The 22349-nt window shown below is 66.5% G+C and carries 22 protein-coding genes; 10 read left to right on the forward strand and 12 right to left on the reverse strand.

All coding sequences use genetic code 11. The annotated features are described in order from the left end of the window. Positions 1 to 11 precede the first annotated feature (11 nt). The 3 genes from pcaF to VIM12_RS11135 are packed head-to-tail and all read right to left on the reverse strand — an operon-like array spanning position 12 to position 2544. The gene (gene pcaF, locus VIM12_RS11125) at positions 12 to 1214 is read right to left on the reverse strand and encodes a 3-oxoadipyl-CoA thiolase (protein WP_331941698.1); all 1203 of its coding nucleotides are present in this window, start codon (positions 1212 to 1214) and stop codon (positions 12 to 14) included. An 11-nt stretch (positions 1215 to 1225) separates the two neighbouring features. Continuing rightward, positions 1226 to 1876: a CoA transferase subunit B gene (locus tag VIM12_RS11130; protein WP_331941699.1), complete on the reverse strand. Its 651-nt coding sequence runs from the start codon at positions 1874 to 1876 to the stop codon at positions 1226 to 1228. Beyond that, complete coding sequence (locus tag VIM12_RS11135; protein ID WP_331941700.1) at positions 1873 to 2544, reverse strand: 3-oxoacid CoA-transferase subunit A; 672 nt, start codon at positions 2542 to 2544, stop codon at positions 1873 to 1875. The genes VIM12_RS11130 and VIM12_RS11135 overlap by 4 nt, the downstream gene beginning before the upstream one ends. Before the next feature lie 217 nt (positions 2545 to 2761). Here VIM12_RS11135 and VIM12_RS11140 point away from each other — a divergent pair, with 217 nt between their 5' ends. The 3 genes from VIM12_RS11140 (at position 2762) to VIM12_RS11150 (ending at position 4563) form a co-directional block, all read left to right on the forward strand. Then, entirely contained in the window at positions 2762 to 3592 is an 831-nt protein-coding gene (locus VIM12_RS11140; protein WP_331941701.1) for an IclR family transcriptional regulator domain-containing protein, read from the forward strand. 150 nt (positions 3593 to 3742) lie between these two features. Next, positions 3743 to 4111: a hypothetical protein gene (locus VIM12_RS11145; protein WP_331941702.1), complete on the forward strand. Its 369-nt coding sequence runs from the start codon at positions 3743 to 3745 to the stop codon at positions 4109 to 4111. Continuing rightward, positions 4108 to 4563 carry a GNAT family N-acetyltransferase gene (locus VIM12_RS11150; protein WP_331941703.1) on the forward strand — a complete coding sequence of 152 codons (456 nt, stop codon included), beginning with the start codon at positions 4108 to 4110 and terminating at the stop codon, positions 4561 to 4563. Before VIM12_RS11145 ends, VIM12_RS11150 begins: the two co-directional genes overlap by 4 nt. A 19-nt stretch (positions 4564 to 4582) precedes the next feature. Here VIM12_RS11150 and pcaQ read toward each other — a convergent pair whose 3' ends face one another. Beyond that, the gene (gene pcaQ, locus VIM12_RS11155; protein ID WP_331941704.1) at positions 4583 to 5542 is read right to left on the reverse strand and encodes a pca operon transcription factor PcaQ; all 960 of its coding nucleotides are present in this window, start codon (positions 5540 to 5542) and stop codon (positions 4583 to 4585) included. Between the two features lie 91 nt (positions 5543 to 5633). Between pcaQ and pcaH the strand changes: the two genes are divergently transcribed. Both pcaH and pcaG read left to right on the forward strand, forming a co-directional pair. Then, positions 5634 to 6365, forward strand: coding sequence for a protocatechuate 3,4-dioxygenase subunit beta (gene pcaH, locus VIM12_RS11160; protein WP_331941705.1), 732 nt, complete (start codon positions 5634 to 5636; stop codon positions 6363 to 6365). 8 nt (positions 6366 to 6373) lie between these two features. Then, complete coding sequence (pcaG, locus tag VIM12_RS11165) at positions 6374 to 6991, forward strand: protocatechuate 3,4-dioxygenase subunit alpha (RefSeq protein WP_331941706.1); 618 nt, start codon at positions 6374 to 6376, stop codon at positions 6989 to 6991. A 73-nt stretch (positions 6992 to 7064) separates the two neighbouring features. On the opposite strand, the gene VIM12_RS11170 is transcribed toward pcaG, so the two are convergent. The 5 genes from VIM12_RS11170 to VIM12_RS11190 form a co-directional block, all read right to left on the reverse strand. Then, the gene (locus tag VIM12_RS11170) at positions 7065 to 7967 is read right to left on the reverse strand and encodes an aldo/keto reductase (protein WP_414691785.1); all 903 of its coding nucleotides are present in this window, start codon (positions 7965 to 7967) and stop codon (positions 7065 to 7067) included. Between the two features lie 112 nt (positions 7968 to 8079). After that, on the reverse strand, positions 8080 to 9444 hold the full coding sequence (locus VIM12_RS11175; protein WP_331941708.1) for an NTP/NDP exchange transporter: 1365 nt from the start codon (positions 9442 to 9444) through the stop codon (positions 8080 to 8082). Positions 9445 to 9723: 279 nt separating this feature from the next. After that, the gene (locus tag VIM12_RS11180) at positions 9724 to 10698 is read right to left on the reverse strand and encodes a Bug family tripartite tricarboxylate transporter substrate binding protein (RefSeq protein WP_414691779.1); all 975 of its coding nucleotides are present in this window, start codon (positions 10696 to 10698) and stop codon (positions 9724 to 9726) included. A gap of 37 nt (positions 10699 to 10735) precedes the next feature. Continuing rightward, positions 10736 to 11077 (reverse strand): AtuA-related protein, encoded by a 342-nt coding sequence (locus VIM12_RS11185; protein ID WP_331941709.1) that lies wholly within the window; start codon positions 11075 to 11077, stop codon positions 10736 to 10738. 7 nt (positions 11078 to 11084) lie between these two features. Then, positions 11085 to 12434 carry an acyclic terpene utilization AtuA family protein gene (locus VIM12_RS11190; RefSeq protein WP_331941710.1) on the reverse strand — a complete coding sequence of 450 codons (1350 nt, stop codon included), beginning with the start codon at positions 12432 to 12434 and terminating at the stop codon, positions 11085 to 11087. Between the two features lie 107 nt (positions 12435 to 12541). On the opposite strand from VIM12_RS11190, the gene VIM12_RS11195 reads away from it, so the two are divergent. From VIM12_RS11195 to purT, 4 genes are all read left to right on the forward strand, one after another. After that, entirely contained in the window at positions 12542 to 13444 is a 903-nt protein-coding gene (locus VIM12_RS11195; protein ID WP_331941711.1) for a LysR family transcriptional regulator, read from the forward strand. Between the two features lie 265 nt (positions 13445 to 13709). Further along, positions 13710 to 14474: a hypothetical protein gene (locus tag VIM12_RS11200; protein ID WP_331941712.1), complete on the forward strand. Its 765-nt coding sequence runs from the start codon at positions 13710 to 13712 to the stop codon at positions 14472 to 14474. A gap of 112 nt (positions 14475 to 14586) precedes the next feature. Further along, the gene (locus VIM12_RS11205; RefSeq protein WP_331941713.1) at positions 14587 to 17565 is read left to right on the forward strand and encodes an EAL domain-containing protein; all 2979 of its coding nucleotides are present in this window, start codon (positions 14587 to 14589) and stop codon (positions 17563 to 17565) included. A gap of 92 nt (positions 17566 to 17657) precedes the next feature. Then, on the forward strand, positions 17658 to 18869 hold the full coding sequence (gene purT / locus VIM12_RS11210) for a formate-dependent phosphoribosylglycinamide formyltransferase (protein WP_331941714.1): 1212 nt from the start codon (positions 17658 to 17660) through the stop codon (positions 18867 to 18869). Here the strand turns inward: purT and VIM12_RS11215 are convergent. Both VIM12_RS11215 and VIM12_RS11220 read right to left on the reverse strand, forming a co-directional pair. Next, the gene (locus VIM12_RS11215; protein ID WP_331941715.1) at positions 18866 to 19678 is read right to left on the reverse strand and encodes a tetratricopeptide repeat protein; all 813 of its coding nucleotides are present in this window, start codon (positions 19676 to 19678) and stop codon (positions 18866 to 18868) included. The two genes, purT and VIM12_RS11215, sit on opposite strands and share 4 nt — an antisense overlap. 1 nt (position 19679) lies before the next feature. Next, positions 19680 to 20564, reverse strand: a complete 885-nt coding sequence (locus VIM12_RS11220) for a Ku protein (RefSeq protein WP_331941716.1) — start codon at positions 20562 to 20564, stop codon at positions 19680 to 19682. A 196-nt stretch (positions 20565 to 20760) separates the two neighbouring features. Between VIM12_RS11220 and VIM12_RS11225 the strand changes: the two genes are divergently transcribed. Beyond that, a complete protein-coding gene (locus VIM12_RS11225; protein WP_331941717.1) occupies positions 20761 to 21342 on the forward strand; it encodes a DedA family protein in 582 nt (193 codons plus the stop codon). On the opposite strand, the gene VIM12_RS11230 is transcribed toward VIM12_RS11225, so the two are convergent. Continuing rightward, positions 21343 to 21606, reverse strand: a complete 264-nt coding sequence (locus tag VIM12_RS11230) for a hypothetical protein (protein WP_331941718.1) — start codon at positions 21604 to 21606, stop codon at positions 21343 to 21345. Between the last annotated feature and the right edge of the window lie 743 nt (positions 21607 to 22349).

A 22349-nucleotide genomic window follows, 5' to 3' on the forward strand; every position in this document is an offset into this window, starting at 1 on the left:
GCCGGTCGCGCTCAGACGCGCTCGATGACCATGGCGATGCCCTGGCCGACGCCGATGCACATCGTGCACAGCGCATAGCGGCCGCCGGTGCGCTGCAACTGGTACATCGCGGTGGTGACGAGGCGGGCGCCGCTCATGCCGAGCGGATGGCCGAGCGCAATCGCGCCGCCGTTCGGGTTCACCCGCGGATCGTCGTCGCGCAGGCCGAGCATGCGCATCACGGCCAGGCCCTGCGCCGCGAATGCCTCATTCAGCTCGATGACATCCATCTGGTCCAGCGTCATGCCGAGCTGGCTCAGCAGCTTCTGGGTTGCCGGCGCCGGGCCGATGCCCATGACGCGCGGCGGCACACCGGCAGTGGCCATGCCGACGACGCGCGCGCGCGGCGTCAGCGCATAGCGGGCGGCGGATTCCTCGTCGGCCAGCAGCAGGGCGCAGGCGCCGTCATTGACGCCGGACGCGTTGCCGGCGGTGACCGTGCCGTCGGGGCGGACCACGCCTTTCAGCTTCGCCAGCGCCTCGATGCTGGTCGCGCGCGGATGCTCGTCATGCTCGACCACCAGCGGATCGCCCTTCTTCTGCGGAATCCGCACCGCGACGATTTCCTGCGCGAGCACGCCGCCCTGCTGTGCCGCCGACGCCTTGGCCTGGCTCGCCAGCGCAAAGCGGTCCTGGTCCTCGCGGTTGATGTTGTAATCGGTGGCGACGTTCTCGGCGGTCTCCGGCATCGAATCGACGCCATACTCGGCCTTCATCTTCGCGTTGACGAAGCGCCAGCCGATGGTGGTGTCGAAGATGCCGGCGTTGCGCGAGAACGCGCTGTCGGACTTGCCCATCACGAACGGCGCGCGGGTCATCGATTCCACGCCGCCGGCGATCATCAGGCCGGCTTCGCCCGCCTTGATCGCGCGCGCCGCCGTGCCGACCGCGTCCATGCCGGAGCCGCACAGCCGGTTGATGGTGGCGCCGCCGATTTCCTGCGGCAGGCCCGCCAGCAGCAGCGACATGCGGGCGACGTTGCGGTTGTCCTCGCCGGCCTGGTTGGCGCAGCCGAAGATCACGTCCTGCACCGCCGCCCAGTCGACCTTCCCGTTGCGTTCCACCAGCGCGCGCAGCGGCACCGCGCCGAGGTCGTCCGGGCGCACATCCTTCAGTGCGCCGCCGTAGCGTCCGATGGGGGTGCGGATCGCATCGCAGATCAAAGCTTGTTTCATGGTCTCTCCAGTTATCCGGCCGCCGGCTGCAGGCGCAGCGGCACACCGGTGATTCTTTGCAATTCCTCGAAACCGAGGCCTTCCACCATCTCGCGCACCACCAGGCCTTCCGGCGTCACGTCGATGACGGCGAGGTCGGTGTAGATGCGGCTGACGCAGCCGATGCCGGTCAGCGGATAGCTGCATTGTGCAACGATCTTGCTTTCGCCGCTCCGGGTCTGGTGTTCCATCATCACGAACACGTCCCTGGCGCCGATGGCCAGGTCCATGGCCCCGCCCACCGCCGGAATGGCGTCCGGGGCGCCGGTATGCCAGTTGGCGAGGTCGCCGCCGGCCGACACCTGGAACGCACCCAGCACGCAAATGTCGAGGTGGCCGCCACGCATCATTGCGAACGAGTCGGCGTGATGGAAGTAGGCGCCGCCGGGCAGCAGCGTGACCGGCTGCTTGCCGGCGTTGATCAGGTCGGGGTCTTCCTCGCCGGCCGCCGGCGCCGGCCCCATGCCGAGGACGCCGTTCTCGCTGTGCAGCAGGATCTCCCTGTCGGCAGGCAGATAGTTGGCGACCAGTGTCGGCAGGCCGATGCCGAGATTGACGATCGCGCCGTCCGGAATGTCCTGGGCCAGGCGGGCCGCCATGTCGTTTCGCGTCATGCGCTTCATTGTGCTTCTCCCGCGCGCACCACGCGCTTGACGAAAATACCGGGCGTGACCACCGCTTCCGGATCGAGTTCGCCGAGGGCGACGACCTCATCCACCTGTGCGATCGTGCATTTCGCGGCCATGGCCATGACCGGGCCGAAGTTGCGGGCGGTCTTGCGGTAGACCAGGTTGCCCCAGCGGTCCGCACGCAAGGCCTTGATCAGCGCGAAGTCGGCATGGATGGGCGATTCCAGGACATAGTGGCGGCCGTCGATCAGCCTGGTTTCCTTGCCCTCCGCCAGGATGGTGCCGTAGCCGGTAGGGGTGAAGAAGCCGCCGATGCCGGCGCCGGCGGCCCGAATGCGCTCGGCGAGGTTGCCCTGGGGCGTCAGTTCCAGTTCGATCTCGCCGGCGCGGTAAAGGGCGTCGAAGACATGGGAATCGGTCTGGCGGGGAAACGAGCAGATGATCTTGCGCACCCGCTTCGCCTTGAGCAGGGCGGCCAGGCCGGTGTCGCCGTTGCCGGCGTTGTTGTTGATGATGGTCAGGTCGCGGGCGCCCTGCGCGATCAGCGCGTCGATCAGTTCGACCGGCATGCCGGCGTTGCCGAAGCCGCCGATCATCACCGTCGCGCCGTCGCCGATGTCGGCCAGCGCCGTCGCGCAGGACTCGAAAATCTTGTTTATCACGTTGAAACCCTGGTTCGTTGATGCCGGCGGTTCGCCGCCTCGGCATTGCATGAATGTTTGATCATTCAGATGTTCGATAATCGAACAAAAGTTTGATCACTGAACAAAACCAGTGTATTTATTGAAGCAATTTTGCGTCAAGGCGGGGTTGGCGGATTTGGTGCGCCTACCGAACAGAGTTTTTCGCACCCCGCCATGCTTATCCGGAGCAACAGCAATGACAGCACCCGCCGCAGCGGGCAAGCCGAAGAGTCCCGCCGCCGCGCCCAGCATCGCGGACGAGATCGAGGCCCTTGCCGATCCCAATTTCATGACCTCGCTGGCACGCGGGCTGGCCGTGATCCGCGCGTTCAGCGACCAGCGCCGCAGCCTCACCATCGCCCAGATCAGCCATCGCACCGGCATCCCGCGCGCGGCGGTGCGGCGTTGCCTGTACACCCTGCGCCAGCTGGGCTATGCCGATGCCGACGGCAACAATTTCTCGCTGAAACCGAAGGTGCTCACGCTCGGCTACTCCTACCTGTCCTCCACCCCGCTGACCGTGTCGGCGCTGCCCATTCTCAACACGATCAGCCGCACGCTCAGCGAGTCCTGCTCGCTGGCGGCGCTCGAGGAAGGCGAAGTGCTGTACGTGGCGCGTTCCGCGACCTCGCGCGTAATGTCGGTATCGCTCAATACCGGCAGCCGGCTGCCCGCCTACTGCACCTCGCTGGGCCGCACGCTGCTTGCCCACCTGCCGGACGACATGCTGGACGACTACTTCGCCGGCGTGGAGCTGAAGGCCAAGACCGACAGGACGGTGGTGTCGGAAACGCGGCTGCGGGAGATCCTGGCGGAGATCCGCAAGAACGGCTACGCGCTGGTCGAGGAAGAGCTCGAGGTCGGCCTGCGCTCCATCGCCGTGCCGGTGCGCGGCGCCGCCGGCAACGTGGTCGCGGCGCTCAACGTCGGTGCGCAGGCGACGCGTGTCAGCAGCCGGCAGATGCGGGACGACTTCCTGCCGGTGCTGCTGCGGGGCGCGCAGGAACTGTCCGTTCTGTTGCCGTAGGTCGCAGCCCCACGGCATGCGGGGCGATAGAATCTGCAGGCGGGTGCGCTGTCGGCGGGAGGCGTTGCCCGGCCGTTTCCGGACCTGCGCGGGCTGCCCCGACATGGCCGTCCCTTCGTCCCGCCTGATTCCTAGCGTTCGGAGCATTCGATGCCTGTGCAAGTCGCCACGCAAATTCCCTGGAAAGAACTGATCAAGCTGGTGCCGACGGTGGTCGCGGCAACCCGGGACCTGCGCAACAAATGGGGTTCAAAGCAGCAAGCGCCCGAGGTCGATCCGCATGCGGAGGTGAAGACGCAGATCGCGACCGTCACCCAGCGCCTCGCCACGCTCGAAAGCGCCGGGGCCGAGCAGGCCGACGTGATGAAGCAGATCGCCGAACAGCTGCAGGGCGTATCGGCCGGCCTGGCGGAGACGGCCCGCAGGGCGACCACCGCGCTGTGGACCGGACTGGCCGCGCTGGCGATCGGGACGGTTGCCGTGGTCGTCGCGGTGATCGTTGCCATGACCGGCGCATGAACACGCCTTCCCCGTCGCCCGGGATACGCGGGGCGAACCCGGCGGACGGCCCCGCGATCGCCGGGCTCCTCGCGGCGCTCGGCTATCCGGGAACAGCGGGTCATGTCGCGACCAGCATCGATCGCCTGCTCGCGCATCCGGACGCCGGCCTGCTGGTCGCGGAAGAGCAAGGCGCAGTGATCGGATTCGTGTCGCTGCACTTCATTCCGCAGATTGCAATGGAAGGCGACTTCTGCCGGATCAGCTATTTTTGCGTGGCGGAGGCGGCGCGCGGCAGGGGAATCGGTGCGAAGCTGGAGGAGGCAGTCGTGGCGCTGGCGTCAGGACGCGGCTGCGACCGCATCGAGCTGCATTCCCATGCCCGCCGGGAGCAGGCGCACCGGTTCTATGCCCGGCAGGGCTACGAGGAATCGCCGAAGTACCTGATGAAACGACTGCAACCGGCACCTTGAGGCGCTACCCGGATACGCCTCAGCCCCTGCGCTTTTGCGGCCTGGGGGCGGCTGCGGCACATGCGCGCAGCATGCCGGCAAAGTCCCGCGCGGCCGGACCGGGGGAGGCAGCGTCGCTATCGCTGCGGGTCATCAGCCCGACCGGCTCCTCCAGCCCCGGCATCGCCAGTTGAAGCGTGGTCAGCAGGCCGTCTTCCACATCGGGCCGCGCCGCGCCCGCCGGTGCGAACCATACGGCGTCGCTCTTGCGAACCAGTTGCCGCGCCAGCGACACCGACAGCGTCTCCACGCGCGATAACGGCAGTTCCAGCCCGTGCGAGCGGAAAAAGCTCTCGGTATTGTGCCGCGGAATGGTGCCCTGGGCCGAGACCACAACCGGAAAACCGGCAACCTCCTGCAGGCCGGGCACCGGTTTTCCGGCGAGCGGATGACCGCGCCGCACGACAAGCGTCATCGGTTCGACATAGAGCAACTCGAAACTGAGCCCGCGCATCGATTCCGGATCCGCCATCCGCGCCAGCGCCAGGTCGATGTCGCCTGCCTTGAGCATCGCCAGCAAGACCGTATTGGTGCCGGCCTGCACCTCCACCGGCGTGTGCGGACGTGCCGCGCGAAACCGTTCGAGCGCGGCCGGCAGCAGGTCGGGCGCGACGGTCGGCAGCGCGCCGATGCGCAGCGGCGTCGGTCGCGCATCCTGGCCGCCGCGCACGGCCGCCCTTGCCGCGCCGAGCGCATCGAGCACTGCGCGCGCGCGCGGCAGGAAGTCCCTGCCTTCGCGCGTCAGCGCGGTGCCGGCCCGTCCGCGTTCCAGCAGGCGCATGCCGACGATGTCCTCCAGTTCGCTGAGCGTCTTCGACACCGCCGGCTGCGTCAGCTGCAGGCGCGACGCCGCCCGGCCGAGATGCCCGGTCTCGGCCACACAGGCAAAGCAATCCAGGTGGCGGAGCCGGATGCGACGCGTGAACAGGTCTGTTTCCATAAGTTCAGGTTATCAATAACCGGGCAATAATTCAATTTACATGACTATTTTTCACGCATAGATTCATGGCGGGAGCAGACGAGGAGACTGCATGAACGACCAGGCACTTGAATACCTGCAGCGCGACCCGGACCGGCACCCGCCGGCCCATGCGCCCGGTTACAAGACCAGCGTGCTGCGCTCGCCGCGGAACGCGCTGATCTCGCTGGAGCACAGCTTGTCGGAGGTGACGGCACCGGTATTCGACCGGGCGTTGCTGGGGCCGAAGGACCACGACCTGGTCCTGAACCATGCCAGGGAAGGACTGCCGGTGGGAGAGCGCATCCTGGTGCACGGCTTCGTGCGCGACGCGTTTGCGCGCCCGGTGCGCAATGCGCTGGTGGAGGTCTGGCAGGCGAACGCCGGCGGCCGCTACCGGCACAGGAACGACCGGTACCTGGCGCCGGTCGATCCCAATTTCGGCGGCTGCGGCCGGACGATGACTGACGAGCACGGTTACTACTTCTTCCGTACCGTGAAGCCCGGCCCCTATCCCTGGCGCAATCGCATCAACGACTGGCGGCCTGCACACATCCACTTTTCGATCTCGGGCAGCGCATGGGTGCAACGCCTGGTCACCCAGATGTATTTCGAGGGCGATCCGCTGATCGCGACCTGTCCGATCGTGCGGTCGATCGCCGACGAGGATGCGGTCCGCGGCCTGATCGCGCTGCTCGACCGGGCGCATGCGGTACCGCTGGACAGCCTCGCCTACCGCTTTGACATCGTGCTGCGCGGCGCGCGCGCAACGCTCTTCGAGAACCGGCTGCAGGGAGGCGAGTGATGCGGGACATGCTGAAGCCCTTGCACGAAAGCGCCTCGCAGACCGCAGGCCCTTACGTGCACATCGGACTGGCGCCCCGCGCGGCCGGCTTCGACATCTTCGGTCACAACTTCGGCCCTGTGCTGGCCGGTCCCGGCACCCGCGGCGAACGGATTGCGATCGAGGGATGCGTGATCGACGGCTCCGGCACGCCGCTGCGCGACGTGCTGATCGAGATCTGGCAGGCGAACGCCGACGGCCGCTACAACCATCCTGCCGACCGTCAGGAGAAGCCGCTGGACGCGGACTTCCAGGGCTGGGGCCGGGCCTGCTCGGACTTCGAGAGCGGCCTGTACCGTTTCGAGACGATCAAGCCGGGGCCGGTCGCCGGGCGCGGCGGGCGCCCCATGGCGCCGCATGTCAATTTCTGGATCGTGGCGCGCGGTATCAACCTCGGCCTGCACACCCGCATGTACTTCGCTGACGAAGCGGATGCGAACGCCGCGGATCCGGTGCTCGGCCTGATCGAGTGGGAAGTACGCCGCAAGACCTTGCTCGCGGTGCGCAGCGAGCGTGATGGACAGACGATCTACCGGTTCGACATCCGGATACAGGGCGGCGAGGAGACGGTGTTCTTCGATATCTGACCGGGATGCGTGCTGCCGCGCATCGCGCCGCAGCGGATGCACTGCCGCATCGTCGTTCCCGCACTGCGCCGCTTCAACGCTTGTCCCACCATGCCGTCATCTGCTTGCGCATGTCCTCGTCGGGGATCACGCCCGTGCCTGCCCGGCAGTTGTCCGCCATGTGCCTCGGCCGGCTGGTGCCCGGAATCACGCAGGTCACTGCGGGATGGCCCAGCGCATACTTCAGCAGCACCTGCGCCCAGCTGGTGCAGCCGATATCGCCCGCCCATCCGGGCAGGGGCGTTCCGGCGAGCTCGCGCAGCAGGCCGCCGCCGCCGAAGGGCTGGTTGACCAGCACGGCGATGCCGCGCTCGGCAGCGAGCGGCAACAGCCGTCGCTCCGCGGCGCGGTCGGCAAGCGAATAGTTGAGCTGCACGAAATCCGGCTTCTCGCTGCGCATGACCGACTCCAGCTCGTCATAGGCGCTGGAGGTATAGTGCGTGATGCCGAGGTAGCGGATCCGCCCTTCCGCCTTCCATGCGCGCAGTGTCCGGAGGTGCGTGCGCCAGTCGACCAGGTTGTGCACCTGCATCAGTTCGATGCGCTCGTCGCGCAGCAGCTGCATCGACCGGCGCATCTGGGCGATGCCCTCGTCACGGCCGCGGGTCCAGACCTTGGTCGCGACGAAAGCGCGGTCATGGGCCTTCAATCCCGCCAGCAGGTCGCCTGCGACTTCCTCCGACCGGCCGTACATCGGCGAACTGTCGATGACCGAGCCGCCGGCCGCGAACAGCACCTGCAGCACCTCCCGCAGCGGCGCGCGCTCGGCCTCGCCCGGGCCGGCATCGAAGGTCTGCCAGGTGCCGACGCCAATCACGCCCAGCGCTTCTCCGCTGGATGGAATCGGGCGGGTGTGCATGCGCCCGGCTGGCGCGACGCCTTGCGGCTGCCGGGCATTGCCGGTGACGGCGAGGCCGGCGCCAACGGCCGCCGCCATTGCCAGCCGCAGGAACTCGGCGCGCGTCATGGCACGGCCGGGGTACGCCCCACGGGAGCCGGACGACGCCTGCGACAGGTGCGATGGGTGCGATGGGTGCGATGCGTGCGATTCATGCGATTCGTCCTTCATGCGAAGCCTCCCTCTCCTGAAACCCGTTGTCCGACGCCCGCGCGCGCGCATCCTGGCGCCGCGCCAGCCAGACCGACAACCAAACCCATAGCGCGCCGAACGGCGCAAAGACCGCGGTCATGCCCGCAAAGCCGATGCCGGTCGCAGCCAGTCCGGCGAAGAGCCAACCGCTGGCGGCGTCGCCGCCACGATAGACGACGGTGTCGATGACGTTCTTTGCCTTGTACTTCGCCGCGCGGCCGACCACGGTGAACAAGGCCTCCCGCGCGGGGCGAACGATGGCGTAGTCGAGCCCGCGCCGCAGCACCTGGACGGCGCCGAGCACGGCGACGAAGGGCCATACCGCCAGCGCCGAAAACGCAAGCAACCCGGTCAGCGGCAACAGCATCAGGGCAACGGCGATGCCCGCGCACCGGATCAGCCGTCCGGCGACGAACATCTGCAGCAGCAGCGCCAGCGCGGAGACGGCAAGGTCGACCACGGCAAAGAAGCGCGTGCGCGCCGCGGTATCAGCGAAGCTGACTTCCACGATGCGTCCCTGCTGGAAATACAGGAAGGTCGATGCTGTCGCATGCAGCAGCAGGTAGAGCACGATGCCCAACAGATAGCGCTCGCGCAGGATCAGTGAGATGCCTGCGAACATGCCGCCGCCAAGCCGGGTGCCGTGCGGATCCGTACCGCGTGCTGCCTCCTGCCGTTCCGTCGGCGCGCGCGCCTCGTCGGCAAGGCGGCGGTAGCTGCGGACGGCCGCCTCCAGGAGCAACGCGGCGATCACGGCGAGAAAGGGGATGCCGAGGCTGAGCGAGAGTCCCGCCGCAAGCGCGGGTCCGGCAAGCGCCCCGGCCGTGCCGCCGGCCGCAATGAAACCGAACAGCCGTTTCCCCTGCTCGCTGCTGAAGTGATCCGCCATCACGCTCCAGAAGATGCTGATCACGAACAGGTTGAACACGCTGAGCCAGACGAAGAACACGCGCGACACGACCAGTTCCTGCACGCCGGCGCCGAACAGGGCCGCGAACACCAGGATGTTGAGCGCGAAGAAGCGGTAGACAAACGGCACGAAGCGGCGCGGCGGCCAGCGCGCGGCGATGGCGCCGAACACGGGCACCAGCGCCAGCATCGCGACAAATGTGGCGGTGAACAGCCATTGCAGCTGACCGGCGCCCCCGACCAGCCCCATCGCGTCGCGCAGCGGACGCAGCAGGTAGTACGCGCACAGCAGGCAGAAGAAATAGGCAAAGCCGAGCAGCAGCGCGGCGGTCTCCTGCGGCCGCACGTCCACGGCACGGACCAGCAGGCGGTGTGCGAAGGCGAGGCGGCGTGCGTGGCGGGCGTCGTGGAACAAACCGTTTTCCTGAGCGGAGATTGCCGAAGGGACAGGCAACTGCGGAGTGCCGGAGATGTGCCGATACTATCCCACCGCGGCATTGCCTGCAGGCGTGACCGTGCTGCAGCCACCGATGCGCCGCCAGCGAATGTTGCCAGCGGTGCCCGGGAATCCGGCGGGCGCGCCGCATCCGGCATCCTCATGCCAGTGGCGCCTTGCCCTCCCGGCAATCATCCAGCGGCCCACGTGGAGAGCGCCGTACCCGCGTTTTCTGGCCGATGGGCCGCACCGCTGCGCTCATTCCTTCTCGATGCCCGCCTTCCTGACGATCTCCTCCCATTTCTTCGATTCCTCCGCCTGGAACTGCGCCAGCTCCTCGGGGCTCGTGAGAAAGGGCTCGACGCCGCTGTTGGCGTAGAAGGTCGTGGCGCCGGGCGATCTTGCCGCTTTCGCCAGCCAGCCATTGAGCCTGCCGATGATCGTGGCCGGTGTTCCAGCCGGCGCGTAGGCGGCGAACCAGTAGCCCATGTCGTAACCCGGCACGCCGGCTTCCTCGATGGTCGGCACCTCCGGCGCCAGCGCCGACCGCTTCTTCGTCGACACACCGAGCGCACGCAGCTTGCCGCTTTTCACATGCGGCATCCCGGTGGCGGTGTCGGTGATCATCATGTCGATCTGGCCGCCCAGCAGGTCGGTGACCGCGAAGGTATTGCTCTTGTACGGCACATGCAGGATCTGCACCGCCGCCAGTTGCTGCAGCATTTCGCCCGCGATGCGGCTGGACGAACTGCCGCTGCCGAAGCTCAGCTTGCCGGGGTTCTTTTTGGCCGCCGCCAGGAAATCGCGAACGCTGGCGTACGGCGAGCGGCTGTTGACCACCATGATCTGCCCGCCCTTGCCCAGCCCGGTCACCGGCGCGAAGTCCTTGACCGGGTCGTACGGCAGCTTTTTGTAAAGGTGCTGGGCGGCGGCATGCGTGGTATTGGTGGTGATGAACACGGTATAGCCGTCCGGCGCCGCCCGTGCTGCCTCGCTGGCGCCGATGAAACCGTTGCCGCCCGGCTTGTTGTCGACGATCACCTGCTGGCCGCTCTCCGCTGCGACGCCCTGTCCGAGGGCGCGGGCGATCTGGTCTGTCGCGGTGCCCGAAGCAAAGGGCACGACGAAGCGGATCGGCTTCTCCGGAAAATCGGCGCGCGCGACGGCCGGCATCGTGAACGCGGCGGCTGCCGCGAGGGCGGTCGCAACGGCTTTGGGTACACGGCTTCTCATTGTTTGTCTCCTTGGGACTGTTGGTCTTGATCTCTTCTCATGGTGTCAGCAATTGCGTCGGCGGCAGCGTGATGCTGGTCTCGAGCAGCAGGAAGGAAAGCGCCTTGCCGTGGGCGTCCAGGTTGAGGGAGTCGTTGACGCCGCCGTCCAGCACGCCCTCCAGCACGAAGTTCATCGCGCCCAGCCTCGGCAGCAGGTAGCGGGTCACCGCCTCCGGTGACCGGCAGGCGAAGACCCGGGTGACGCGCTCTACGGTCAACTGCTGCTCCAGCACCGGATAGAACGCCATGTCGTACGCAATCACGCTGATGTTGGAACGGTTGCCCTTGTCCCCGGTACGCGCATGCGCGAGCTTGTGCAACGGAATCGTGATGGTCATTGCAGCCTCATTGGACGAATGCGAAGGACACCCGGACCATGTCCCGCGGCAGCAGCCAGGAGACGGCATTCAGGCGGCTGCGCAGGCTGGTCCGGACACCCCCGCCGCCGGCCGGGCCGCAAGTGTATAGGGCATTCACCTCGCGCAGCAGCGAGAGCGCCTCGTCCCGGTCCTCGTGCGCGCACGCCGCCCGCAGGCGGACGTCGCGGGCACCGGCGAGCGAAGCGGCCTCCACCTGGTCCAGCATGCCGCCGGCGTCGTCGCCGAACACGCTGAGCACGCCGATCAGGTCGAACCGGATCTGCAGCCGGGGCAGCCGCTGCCGCAGCACGTCCGCCGCCAGCCTTGCCCGTGCTCCCGCGCGCGGACCGGCATAGGAAATCTCGCCTTCCGCCAGCCAGCCGCCCTCGTAAAAGATGTTCGTCTTGAGCTGCGCCGGACGCGGATGCCCCTTGATGCCGGTCACCGCGACCCTGTTCGGCCCGAGCTGCGTGACTTCGGCCTCGGAGATATCGGCAATGACGTCCGGCGTCAGGTAGGCCGTCGGGTCGTGCAGTTCGTACAGCAGCTGCTCCTTGACGGTGCGGGTATCGACCACGCCGCCGGTCGGCTCCGACTTGCCGATCTCGATATTGCCCTCGCTGTCGATGGCGACGATCGGATAGCCGACGTGGGCAAGGTCCGGCACGTCCTTGCAGCCGGGATCAGCGAAGTAGCCACCCGTCGCCTGCGCGCCGCATTCCAGCAGGTGGCCGGCCATGGTCGCCCGCGCCAGGCGGTCCCAGTCATCCATGCGCCAGCCGAAATGCGCGAGCGCGGGTCCGAGCGCCAGCGACGGGTCGGCAACGCGGCCGCAGACCACGACGTCGGCACCCGCAAGCAGCGCGTCCGCGATCGACGCGGCGCCGATATACGCGTTGGCGCAGACGAATCGGGCGACGTCCACGCTCTCGCCGAGGGCCAGCCGCAGCAGTTCCCGGCCGCGGCCTTCCGCGATCTCGTCGCCCCGCACCACCGCGACGCGCGGCGCCGGCAGCCCGAGCTCCTCCGCCAGGCGCAGGATGCGCCTGGCGGCGCCTTCGGGATTGGCCGCGCCGAAATTGCTGATGATCGGAATGCGGTGGGCCAGGCACTTGCCGAGGACCGGTGCCAGGAGTTCGCACAGCAGGGGCTCGTAGCCGGCTTTGGGATCGCTGCGGCGCGCGAGTTGCGCAAGGGCCAGGGTGCGCTCGGCCAGGGTCTCGAAGATCAGCGCGGCCGGGCCGCCCCGGGCGATCATCGTATCGACGACCGGCTGGGCGGCATCCGTGCGGTCGCCGGAAAACCCGGCGGCGCATCCGATAAGGTAGGTCTGCATAGGCGGAACCAAGAAAGGCGACGAACGAGTATAGGCCGGCGCTTTAAACCAATTGACTGCTTATTCCAATCAATTAAACTGCGTCATCGATAACTACCGGGGCGGGCATGAACATCTCGATGCGCGACCTGCGCGCCTTTCTCGCCCTCGCCGAGCACCGCAATTTCACCCGGGCGGCCGAACAGTGCGCGCTGTCGCAGTCCGCTTTCAGCGCCCTGATCCAGGGTCTCGAATCCGAGCTCGGCGTTCGCCTTTTCGCTCGCAGCACGCGCCGCGTGGACCTGACGGTCGAAGGCCAGCACTTCAGCGGCACCGCCCAGCGCCTGCTTGCGGAGTTCGCGCAGGCGCAGGACGAGCTGCGCGATTACGCCGAAGTGCGCAAGGGCAGGGTTTCGGTCGCCGCCCTGCCTTCCCTCGCGGCCGGCTGGCTCCCGGTGGTGCTCAAGGAGTTCCGCGCCGCCCATCCCGGCGTCGCCACCTGGCTGACCGACACGCTGTCCGACGAATGCCTTGAACTGGTGCGCCGCGGCCGGGCCGACTTCGCGCTGTGCGCGGCGGGCGCGGACATGACGGGCCTCGAGGCCGAGCCGCTTTGCGCCGACGCCTTCCACGTCGTCATGCACCGCGACCATCCTCTGGCGCAGAGAAAAGCGCTTGCCGCGCGCGACCTGTCAAACCATCCCTTCATTCACCTCTCCGACGCCACCAGCGTCCGGCAGTCGCTCGACGCCGCGCTGCGTCCGGTCCGCCTCAACGGCATCATGGAAGTCGGCCATCTCGCATCGGTCGCCTCCCTGGTCGCCAACGGCATCGGCATCAGCGTCATTCCCTACCTCGCGCTGTTCCAGTTCACTCATCCCGAAATCACGGTCCGGCCCCTGCGGGAGCCCCAGATCGTGCGCACCATCTTTACAGTGCGCCGACGGGACCGCCCGCTGTCGGCCGCGGCGGGCGCCCTGCTGGCCCTGCTCCGCGAACGTCGCTCTGAGATTGCCTCCGGCAGCAGGTGACATGGCGGGAAATTCCGGACGACAATTTCTTGATCCTGCTTAATTTCCAGTACGTAATTCGTCGATTACACTCAAGAATCACCGGAATTGCAGCGAGCGAGGGCAGGGACGCCTTTTCGGAACGCCAGTGTGAAACAAATTTAAACAAAGCAACATTAAGGGTTTCTTAACCGCAATACTTCGTTTTCGGATGCCGCTGACCTCCGGTAATCGCCCTCCGCCCGCGTCCCCCCGGGAATGCGGGACTTATGACAAGGACACAGAAATGCTGCAACTTCAAGCCCTGCTCGACGCCGACCTCGGCAATGCCAACCGCCGTGTCAATGCGAAGGCGCCTCTGGTGGAGGAACGCCTGCCGTTCACGCTGCGCGTGGTCAGCAACGAAGCCGATCTGTGGAAGGCGGTGCAGATCCGGCATGCCGCCTATTCCCGGCATGTGCCCGACTTTGCCGCCACCCTTGCGCGTCCCGAGGCAACCGATTTCGAAGACGGCGTCGCGGTCCTGCTGGCGGAATCGCGCCTCGACGGCGCTCCGCTCGGCACCATGCGGATTCAAACCAATCGTTACAAGCCGCTGAGCCTGGAACAATCCCTTACCCTTCCCGATTGGCTGCAGGGCCGCCCCCTGGCCGAGGCAACCCGCCTGGGCATCACCGAGGAGCGCGTCGGCCGCGTGGTCAAGACGGCCCTGTTCAAGGCCTACTTCCAGTTCTGCGCGGAGGATGGCGTGGACTGGATGGTCATCGCCGGCCGCTCCCCGATCGATCGCCAGTACGAACGCCTGATGTTCAAGGATGTCTACCCGGGCCAGGGTTTCATCCCCCTCCGTCATGCGGGCAACATGCCGCACCGGGTGATGGCGCTGCAGGTATCCCAGGTTGAACCGACATGGCGCCAGGCAAGCCATCCGCTCTACGACTACTTCTTCCGTACCCGACACGTGGACATCGATGCCAGCCCGGTGATGGCGCGCGACGATGGCCGGGTCGCCTCGCCTTGGGAACATGACGCAGTGCTGGCGACACAGTAAGCGGTGCGGCGCCCGGCGGGAAAGCAACAGGAAATGCCCTGGCGCTTCCGCCGGAGCCGTTTAGGGTTTAAGGTACGGAATTCCAGCTGGAAACGACAATGGGGTTCAGTACATGCACAACACTATAGAGCCGGCCCGCCGTTGGTTCGCGCGTGCGTACGCGCGCCTTGACGTCCTGCTCTACGGATTCTCCGCCTACGCGCTGCCAGTCGGCATTGCCATCCTTTCCCTTCTCGCATTGACGGTATGGCATCACCGTTATGACAGCGGCAATCCGCAGTCGGTGGTGTTCCGCTACGTGGTCGATGCCGAAGGCCGGCTCACGGCGCCGGAAGCCGCCGCCGCCCTCGGCGAGCGCAGTGTCCGTCTGGTCGAGACCAACCGCTCGGAAGCGCCGGTCTGGTTCAGCTTCGTGGTGCCGGCCCCGCCAGAGGGCGAAAGAGCGGTGATCGAATTCCCTTCGCGCCACGCGGTCGACATCCAGTGCTGGGATGAAAACCTGCTGCCGTCCGGCGGGGCCAGTCGCGACGGCGCCTACGGCAGCCTGTCCGCCGTCAAGGCGGGCTTCGCGCTGCAACCGCCCGAAACCAGCGGCGACTCCTGGCACCTGTGCCGGTCCCGTTTCGTCGGGCCGGCACGTCTCACGGTCGATGCCTGGACGCCGGCGGACCTGCAGGCGTCCTCCGACAACTTCCACCGCAAGGCAGGACTGCTCGACGGCGGCATGATCGTGCTTGCCCTGTTCATGCTGATCACTGCCCTGATCGTGCGCCAGAGCCGCTACCTGCTGTTTTCCGCCTGGCTGCTGGTCAGCCTGCGCGTCGGCGCGCTTTCGGCGGGATGGGACATGCAGTGGCTGGGCCAGAACGTGCCGCACGACTGGCTGCTGCGCAGCCGCCTGCTGACGGTGGCGACCTATTGCGTGCTGACCATCACCCTGTTTGCGTCCATGTTCCGGGACGAGCTCGCGCGTACCGGCAAGGCAACGGTCCTGCGTATCCTCCAGTGGATGTGCTTCCCGCTGCTTCTGCTGTCCGCCACGCTGTCCTACCGCACCTTCCTTCCCTTCCTGTGGGTCGCCGCCAGCGTTACCGTCGTCACGGTCATCGTCCTGCTGGTCCGCCTGCTGATGCATGCCCGTTCGGCAGTCGCCGTGCTCTACAGCGCGTCGCTGACGATAACGCTGCTGGCCAGCCTCTCCGAGGTGCTGGCGGCCGCCTTCGGCCTGCGCGCGCTGACCGGCGCCATCAACCATGTGACGGCTGCGCTGTCTTCGGCCCTGCTGGCTTCGCTGGCGATGGCGGAGCAGATGCGGCAGGAGCATGAGCACCGGGTGCAGGCGCAGGCCGAGCTGGAGCACACCTACGAGGCCATGCCGATCGGCATGTTCACCCTGGACATGAGCGGCCAGTTCATGTCCGCCAACCCGGCGCTGCTCGAGATGCTCGGCCAGCACGTACTGGAGCCGGGCCGCAACGCCTGGGGCCAGTACCTGGACGGCGACAGCTTCAGCCGGCTGCTCAACGCGGTGCACCAGGAACAGGATGCCGAGCTCGAGGTGGAAAGCCTGAGCGCGGGAGCGGACGGCGAGCGCAAGCGCTTCCTGGTGCGGGCGACGCTGGCGCGCAACAAGATCGAAGGTTCGCTGCAGGACATCAGCGAAAAGTACAAGGCGCTGCAGGAGCTGCAGTTCCTGGCCAACAACGACCCGCTGACCAAGGTGTACAACCGGCGCGGCGTGGAGGCGATGCTCGACGCCGCGCTCAGGCAGCTGGCCGACGGCAAGCCGGTCGCGCTTGCCTATCTCGACCTCGACCGATTCAAGCTGATCAACGGGCTCTACGGCCATGCCGCCGGCGACGAAGTGCTGAAGCAGATTTGCGGCCGGGTCACCAACATGCTCACCGGCTCGCAGCAGATCGGCCGCGTCGGGGGCGACGAATTCCTGATCGTCTTCCCGGACACACCCATCGAACTCGCCGCCTGGACCTGCCGCGGCATCATTGCCAGCATCGGCAACGTTCCCTACAAGCTCGGCGACAAGGCGTTCCAGGTGCGGGCGTCGATCGGCCTGATCGAGATCGCCGACGACATGTCGGTGAAGGACATGATCGCCACCGCCGACCGCGCCTGCCGCGCCGCCAAGAAAGGCAACGTGCAGGGCCTGGTGGTGTACGACAAGTCGGCCTCGGTGTTCCACGATCACGAAGCGGAATTCGGCATCGTCGAGCGGCTGTCGGCGCCAAACGGTCCGCAGGGCCTGTATCTGGACATGCAGCCCATCATGTCGCTCAAGGCGCCGCTCGGCTCGCTCAACTTCGAAGTGCTCCTGCGCATGCGCAGCGAGGACGGCGGCGTGATTCCCGCCGGCCGCATCGTCGGCGCCGCCGAGAACAGCGGCCGTACCAGCGTCATCGACCGCTGGGTGCTGGCGACGACGCTGGAATGGATCGATGCCAACCAGGCGCGCCTGCGCCGCACGGAATTCGTCTGCATGAACCTGAGCGGCGCTTCCCTCAACGACGAGCGCTTCATCCAGGACACCATCCGCCTGCTGGAGGCCAATCCGCGTGCCGCCGCGCGTCTGTGCATCGAGATCACCGAGAGCGTCGCGCTGCACGACCGCGGCAATACGCGGCGTTTCATCGACAAGGTGCGCAGCTATGGCGTGCGTGTCGCGCTCGACGATTTCGGCGCCGGCTACACCTCCTTCGCCTACCTGAAGGAGCTGCCGGCGGACGTGCTGAAGATCGACGGCAGCTTCGTGGTGAACATCAACGCCCATCCTGCCAACGTCGCCATCGTCGAGGCCATCGTCAGCCTGGCTCGGAGCCTCGGCATGCAGACGATCGCGGAATGGGCAGAGGATGCGGCGACCGTCGAGACGCTGGCCGAGATCGGTGTCGACCATGTGCAGGGCTACGCGATCGCACGGCCACAGGCGCCCGAGAAGATCCTCGGTTCGCCGTCGGCCGCGGCCTTCATCCAGGACGAGGGCCTTGCCGGCTTCGTGCGCACGCTCGGCGACCCGTTGTACTCGACCGCCCAGCTCGACATGCTCAGCGGCGCCGGCAACAAGGACCTGCACTGACCCTGCGGCCGCCGCCCGGCAAGCAGAGACGGTGCGGTTTTGCTATCGTACGGCTCCCGGGCGCAGCCTGCGCCCCCTGTCCGAACATTGCCATGCATACTCCCGTCCGACTCGGCACGCCGCTTACTTCTACAGCAACCAGGGTCATGCTGCTTGGCAGCGGTGAACTCGGCAAGGAAGTGATCATTTCCCTGCAGCGCCTCGGCGTGGAAGTGATCGCCGTCGACCGCTATCCCGACGCGCCCGGGCACCAGGTCGCGCACCGTTCCCATGTGATCGACATGACCGATGCCGCCGCCCTCACGGCGCTGATCGAGGCCGAGCGGCCCGATCTGGTCGTGCCGGAAATCGAAGCGATCGCCACGCCGGCGCTGATGGCCCTGGAAGAACGCGGTGTCGCCAGGGTGATCCCGACGGCACGCGCCGCCTGGCTCACGATGAACCGCGAAGGCATCCGCAGGCTGGCCGCCGAACAGCTTGGCCTGCCGACCTCGCCCTACCGCTTCGCGGACAGCCTGGAGGAATTGCGGCAGGCCTGCGCCGAGGTCGGGTTTCCATGCGTGGTGAAGCCGGTGATGTCGTCCTCCGGCAAGGGCCAGTCGAGGCTCGACGGCCCTGCCGACGTCGACGCGGCCTGGCGCTATGCCGCCTCCGGCAGCAGGGTCGACGCCGGGCGGGTCATCGTGGAAGGCTTCATTGACTTCGACTACGAGATCACGCAGCTGACCGTGAGGGCGCTGGACGCGCAGGGCAACACCGTCACCCGCTTCTGCGAGCCGATCGGTCACTTGCAGGTGCGGGGAGACTACGTGGAATCCTGGCAGCCGCATCCCATGCCGCCCGAAGCGCTGGCGCGGGCGCGCGACATCGCGGAAAAGGTCACGGACGAACTGGGCGGACTGGGTATCTTCGGCGTGGAACTGTTCGTCAGGGGGGACATGGTCTGGTTCTCGGAGGTCAGTCCGCGGCCGCATGACACCGGCATGGTGACCATGGCCAGCCAGCGGCAGAGCGAATTCGAATTGCACGCGAAGGCCATCCTCGGCCTGCCCGTCGACGTCACGCTGCTCGCGCCGGCCGCCTCCGCTGTCATCTACGGCCTGCATGACGCGCCTGCCATCGCCTTCGAGGGCGTGGCGGAAGCGCTGGCCGTGCCCGGCGCGGACATCCGGCTCTTCGGCAAGCCGGAATCCTTCCAGCGCCGGCGCATGGGTGTCGCCCTTGCGATCGCCGACAATGTCGAGGAGGCGCGCGTGCGTGCGAAAGCGGCGGCGGCGCGCGTACGGCCCGTAACTACCGCCTAGCGCTGCAGGCGCCGGTAGGCGCTGTAGTGACGGATCGCGCGGGCCTGATGCCCCAGCGCCTCATGCAGGCGCGCCAGGTTGAAATGCGCGTCGCCGAGTCCGGGATCGAGGCGCAATGCGTCGCCGTAGGCCTGGATGGCTTCATCCGGCCTGTCCAGGTCCTCGCAGGCGATCCCGAGGTTAAAGCGGAGCAGCGCATGCCGCGGGCATTGCGCGGCGCCCTCCTGCAATACCGCATACGCTTCCAGGAACTGGCCGCCGTCGATCAGCAGACAGCCAAGGTTGACGTAGGCGTCGGCATGCAGGCGATCCATCTCGATCGCGCGCCGGTAGCATTCGATCGCTTCCAGCGGGTCGCTGCCATCCAGCAGCAGCCCCGCGTTGTACCATTCGTCGGCCGAACGGGTCCCGGCGACCGCCGGATGCGGATGGGACTGCGGCAGGCGCACCAGGCTCGCGTCCCGGTCCGCCGCGAAGTCGATCACGAGCTGGCCGTCGGCGTTGCGCAGGCGTCCGTCCTCGCGCACGACAAGTTCGCGCCCCGCGGCCGACACCCTGGCGCCGACCACGCCCGCGTCGGGCAGCTCCCTCTGCAACTGGCGCAGGAAGCGCGAGGTCTTGCGCGGCGGGATGCCGAGCGAAAACAGATCCTGCGCCATGCGCAGCATGACCACATCCTGGAACGAGAACCGGTACTCCTTCCGTCGCCCCCGCGCCGGCCGGACGAAGCCTTCGCGGACGAGCTCCGATACCACGCTGCGGCGTATGCCGTACCTGCTCTCGACATCGGCGATGGTGAAACTGCGCATGCTATTTCTTGCTCCGGGTTTTCTTGACCGCCGGTGCGGACGCAGGCGCGGGCGCGGCCTTCTTCGCGCTCTTGCGCGCCTTGACCGGCGCCGTCTTTGCCGCCGCCGGCTTCTGCGCAAGGCTGGCGCGCAATGCCTCCATCAGGTCGATCACATTGCCGCCGGCACGCTCCGGTTCGGCGCTGAGCGTGACTTCCTGGCCGGCGATCTTCTGCTCGACCGCGGCCTCGATCCGCTTCTTTACCTCGTCCTCGTATGCCGCCGGATCGTAGGCGTCCTGCGCGATCTGCTCTATGAGCATCACGGCAAGATCCAGTTCCGATTTCTTCACGTCCGGCTGCGGAATCCCGAGCGATGCCGTGGACCGCACCTCGTCCGCATACAGCAGCTGCTGCATCACCATGCCGCCGTCGCGCGCAGGACGCAGTTGCACCGTGTGCGATTTGCCGTGCCATGCCCAGCGGGCGATCGCACAGCGCCCGGTCTGCGTCATGCCTTCGAGCAGCAGGCTGTACGGGCGATCGCCGCGCTTGTCCGGCGCCAGATAGTAGGCCTTGTCGTAGTAGATGGGATCGACGGAGCCCGCGGGCACGAAGCTGACGATGTCCACCAGATGGCTTCCCTGCTCTTCCAGCGACTTGAGTTCATCGGGATCGAAGATCACATACTGTTCGGGCGCAAACTGATACCCCTTCACCATCTCGCTGCGCTCGACGACGACATCTTCCTTGATGCAAATGTATTGTTGCCTGACGCGTGATCCGCAGGCACGGTGGATGAGGTTGAAGCGGATGCCGTCCCTGGTATCCGTTGCCGAGAAAACCTTGACCGGGATCGACACGAGGCCGAACGACAGGGTCAGGTCGGCGATCGAGCGCGCGGCCATGGTATGCCTCCCTTTTGTTTTTAGATGCCGCTCGGATATGTCCTGGCGACAATCGCAGATTGCCTGAAACACATTGCTCCGCTTTGCGGGGGCGCAACCGCATGTACCCGGATACCGATCGACTTTCATCAAGGAAGAATGGCAACTTTTGCGGAACCATGCGTTCTATGCAGGCAGTGCCCACCCGAACAGAAGCATGGAAATTTCCCAGTTGATTCACGAGTACGGCTATCTCGCCGTGGCGATAGGCAGCTTCTTCGAAGGGGAAGCGGTCCTGCTCGCCGGCAGCGTGGCGGCCTATCACGGCCATCTGGCGTTGCCGCTGGTGCTGCTGCTGGGCGCCCTGTTCAGTTTCCTGGGCGACCAGCCCTATTTCTTCGCCGGCCGGCACTATGGCCCGGCCGTGCTTTCACGGTACCCGTCAATTGCCACGCGCAAGGGGCGGATAGACGAGATGCTGGAGAAGCACCATGTACTGCTGGTGCTGTCGCTTCGGTTCCTGTACGGGCTACGGATTGCGGGACTGCTCGCGCTGGGCATGAGCCGCATGTCGCCGCTGCGCTTCCTGGTGCTGGACTTCATCGGCGCGCTAATCTGGGCGACCGCGGTCACCGCAGCAGGGCTGGGCCTGGGGAAATTGCTGGAAGAGGTACTTGCCGTCCTCGACAGGGATGCAGGACGCATGTCGTTGCTGCTCGCCCTGCTGGCGGCGAGTTCGCTGCTGATCATCTTCTCGCGGCGCCGGCGCGCGGTGCCGCAGCGCGTGCGAAACGACTGATCAGCCGCCGATCGGCTTGGACGGGTCGCGGCTGCAGTCGCACTCGTACCACTGGTGTTCGTTCCAGATGCCCGGATTGAAATCGCCCTGCCCCGGCGGACGCACGCCCGCCTTGGCCGACAGCGCTGACGTGGCGGGCTTGCCGCCAGGCCCGTTATTTTCCTCGTAAGCCGAACCGCCGCCACATGCCGTCAATACACTGGCAGCAAGGGGCAATGCTGCGATGACCCGCAAGCCTCTACCTGTTGTTGCAATGATCTTCAAGACAAAACCTCTACATCGTGTCTAGCGCTAATTTGTAACGCAACGCAACACTCTGAGGTTGCGACACGGAAAAGGTTCCGAGTGGAATGAAAATCTCTGGAGAAATATAATGTGCCGGCGTACCGGCGTCCGGGCGATCGGGCGCTAGTTCTCGCCGCGTCCCGCGGGCGCCTCGGCCCGGTGGCTTGCCAGGAATGCCACTTCTTCGCTCGGCAGCAACGCGTGCGCGAGGAAGATGGAATCCGTCGCGCCGTTAATGAGGAGCCCGCAGTGCGGGCAGGTCATCTGGCCAGGAGTGGTGCGAACCGAGAGGCCTGCGTGAAACCGGTTGACCTGGAACGGGCGACCGCACAATGTACTCGGGCAACGTTCAATGCCGAGGGAAGTCGTTCTGCTCGCTGACATGGGGCACCTGTTTTCTTATTGCACGTACGCATTGTTGCCTGTAAGAAAACCAGGAGTATTGATCCAGTGCAAAAACAGAACGCGGCGAAGTAACAACTTTGTTCCAACACCTAAAGAAAATGCCCGCTGCTTTCCGGTATACGCACCGGGAACAGCGGGCAAAAGAGAGCTTCCTAGGGAATACGCACTGCATCGGTAACTTAACCCCGTTGCAGCCTGCCGATGTTGCGTCCAATCAATAGACGCGGGAGGGAAACGGCTCGATCGGATCGATCCCGACTTCGCCTCTTGTAGAATGACGCAGGTCCGGTGCACGACCCGCCGAGGACTGTTTCGCA

The organism is Noviherbaspirillum sp., assembly GCF_036563305.1.
Lineage (GTDB): Bacteria > Pseudomonadota > Gammaproteobacteria > Burkholderiales > Burkholderiaceae_D > Noviherbaspirillum.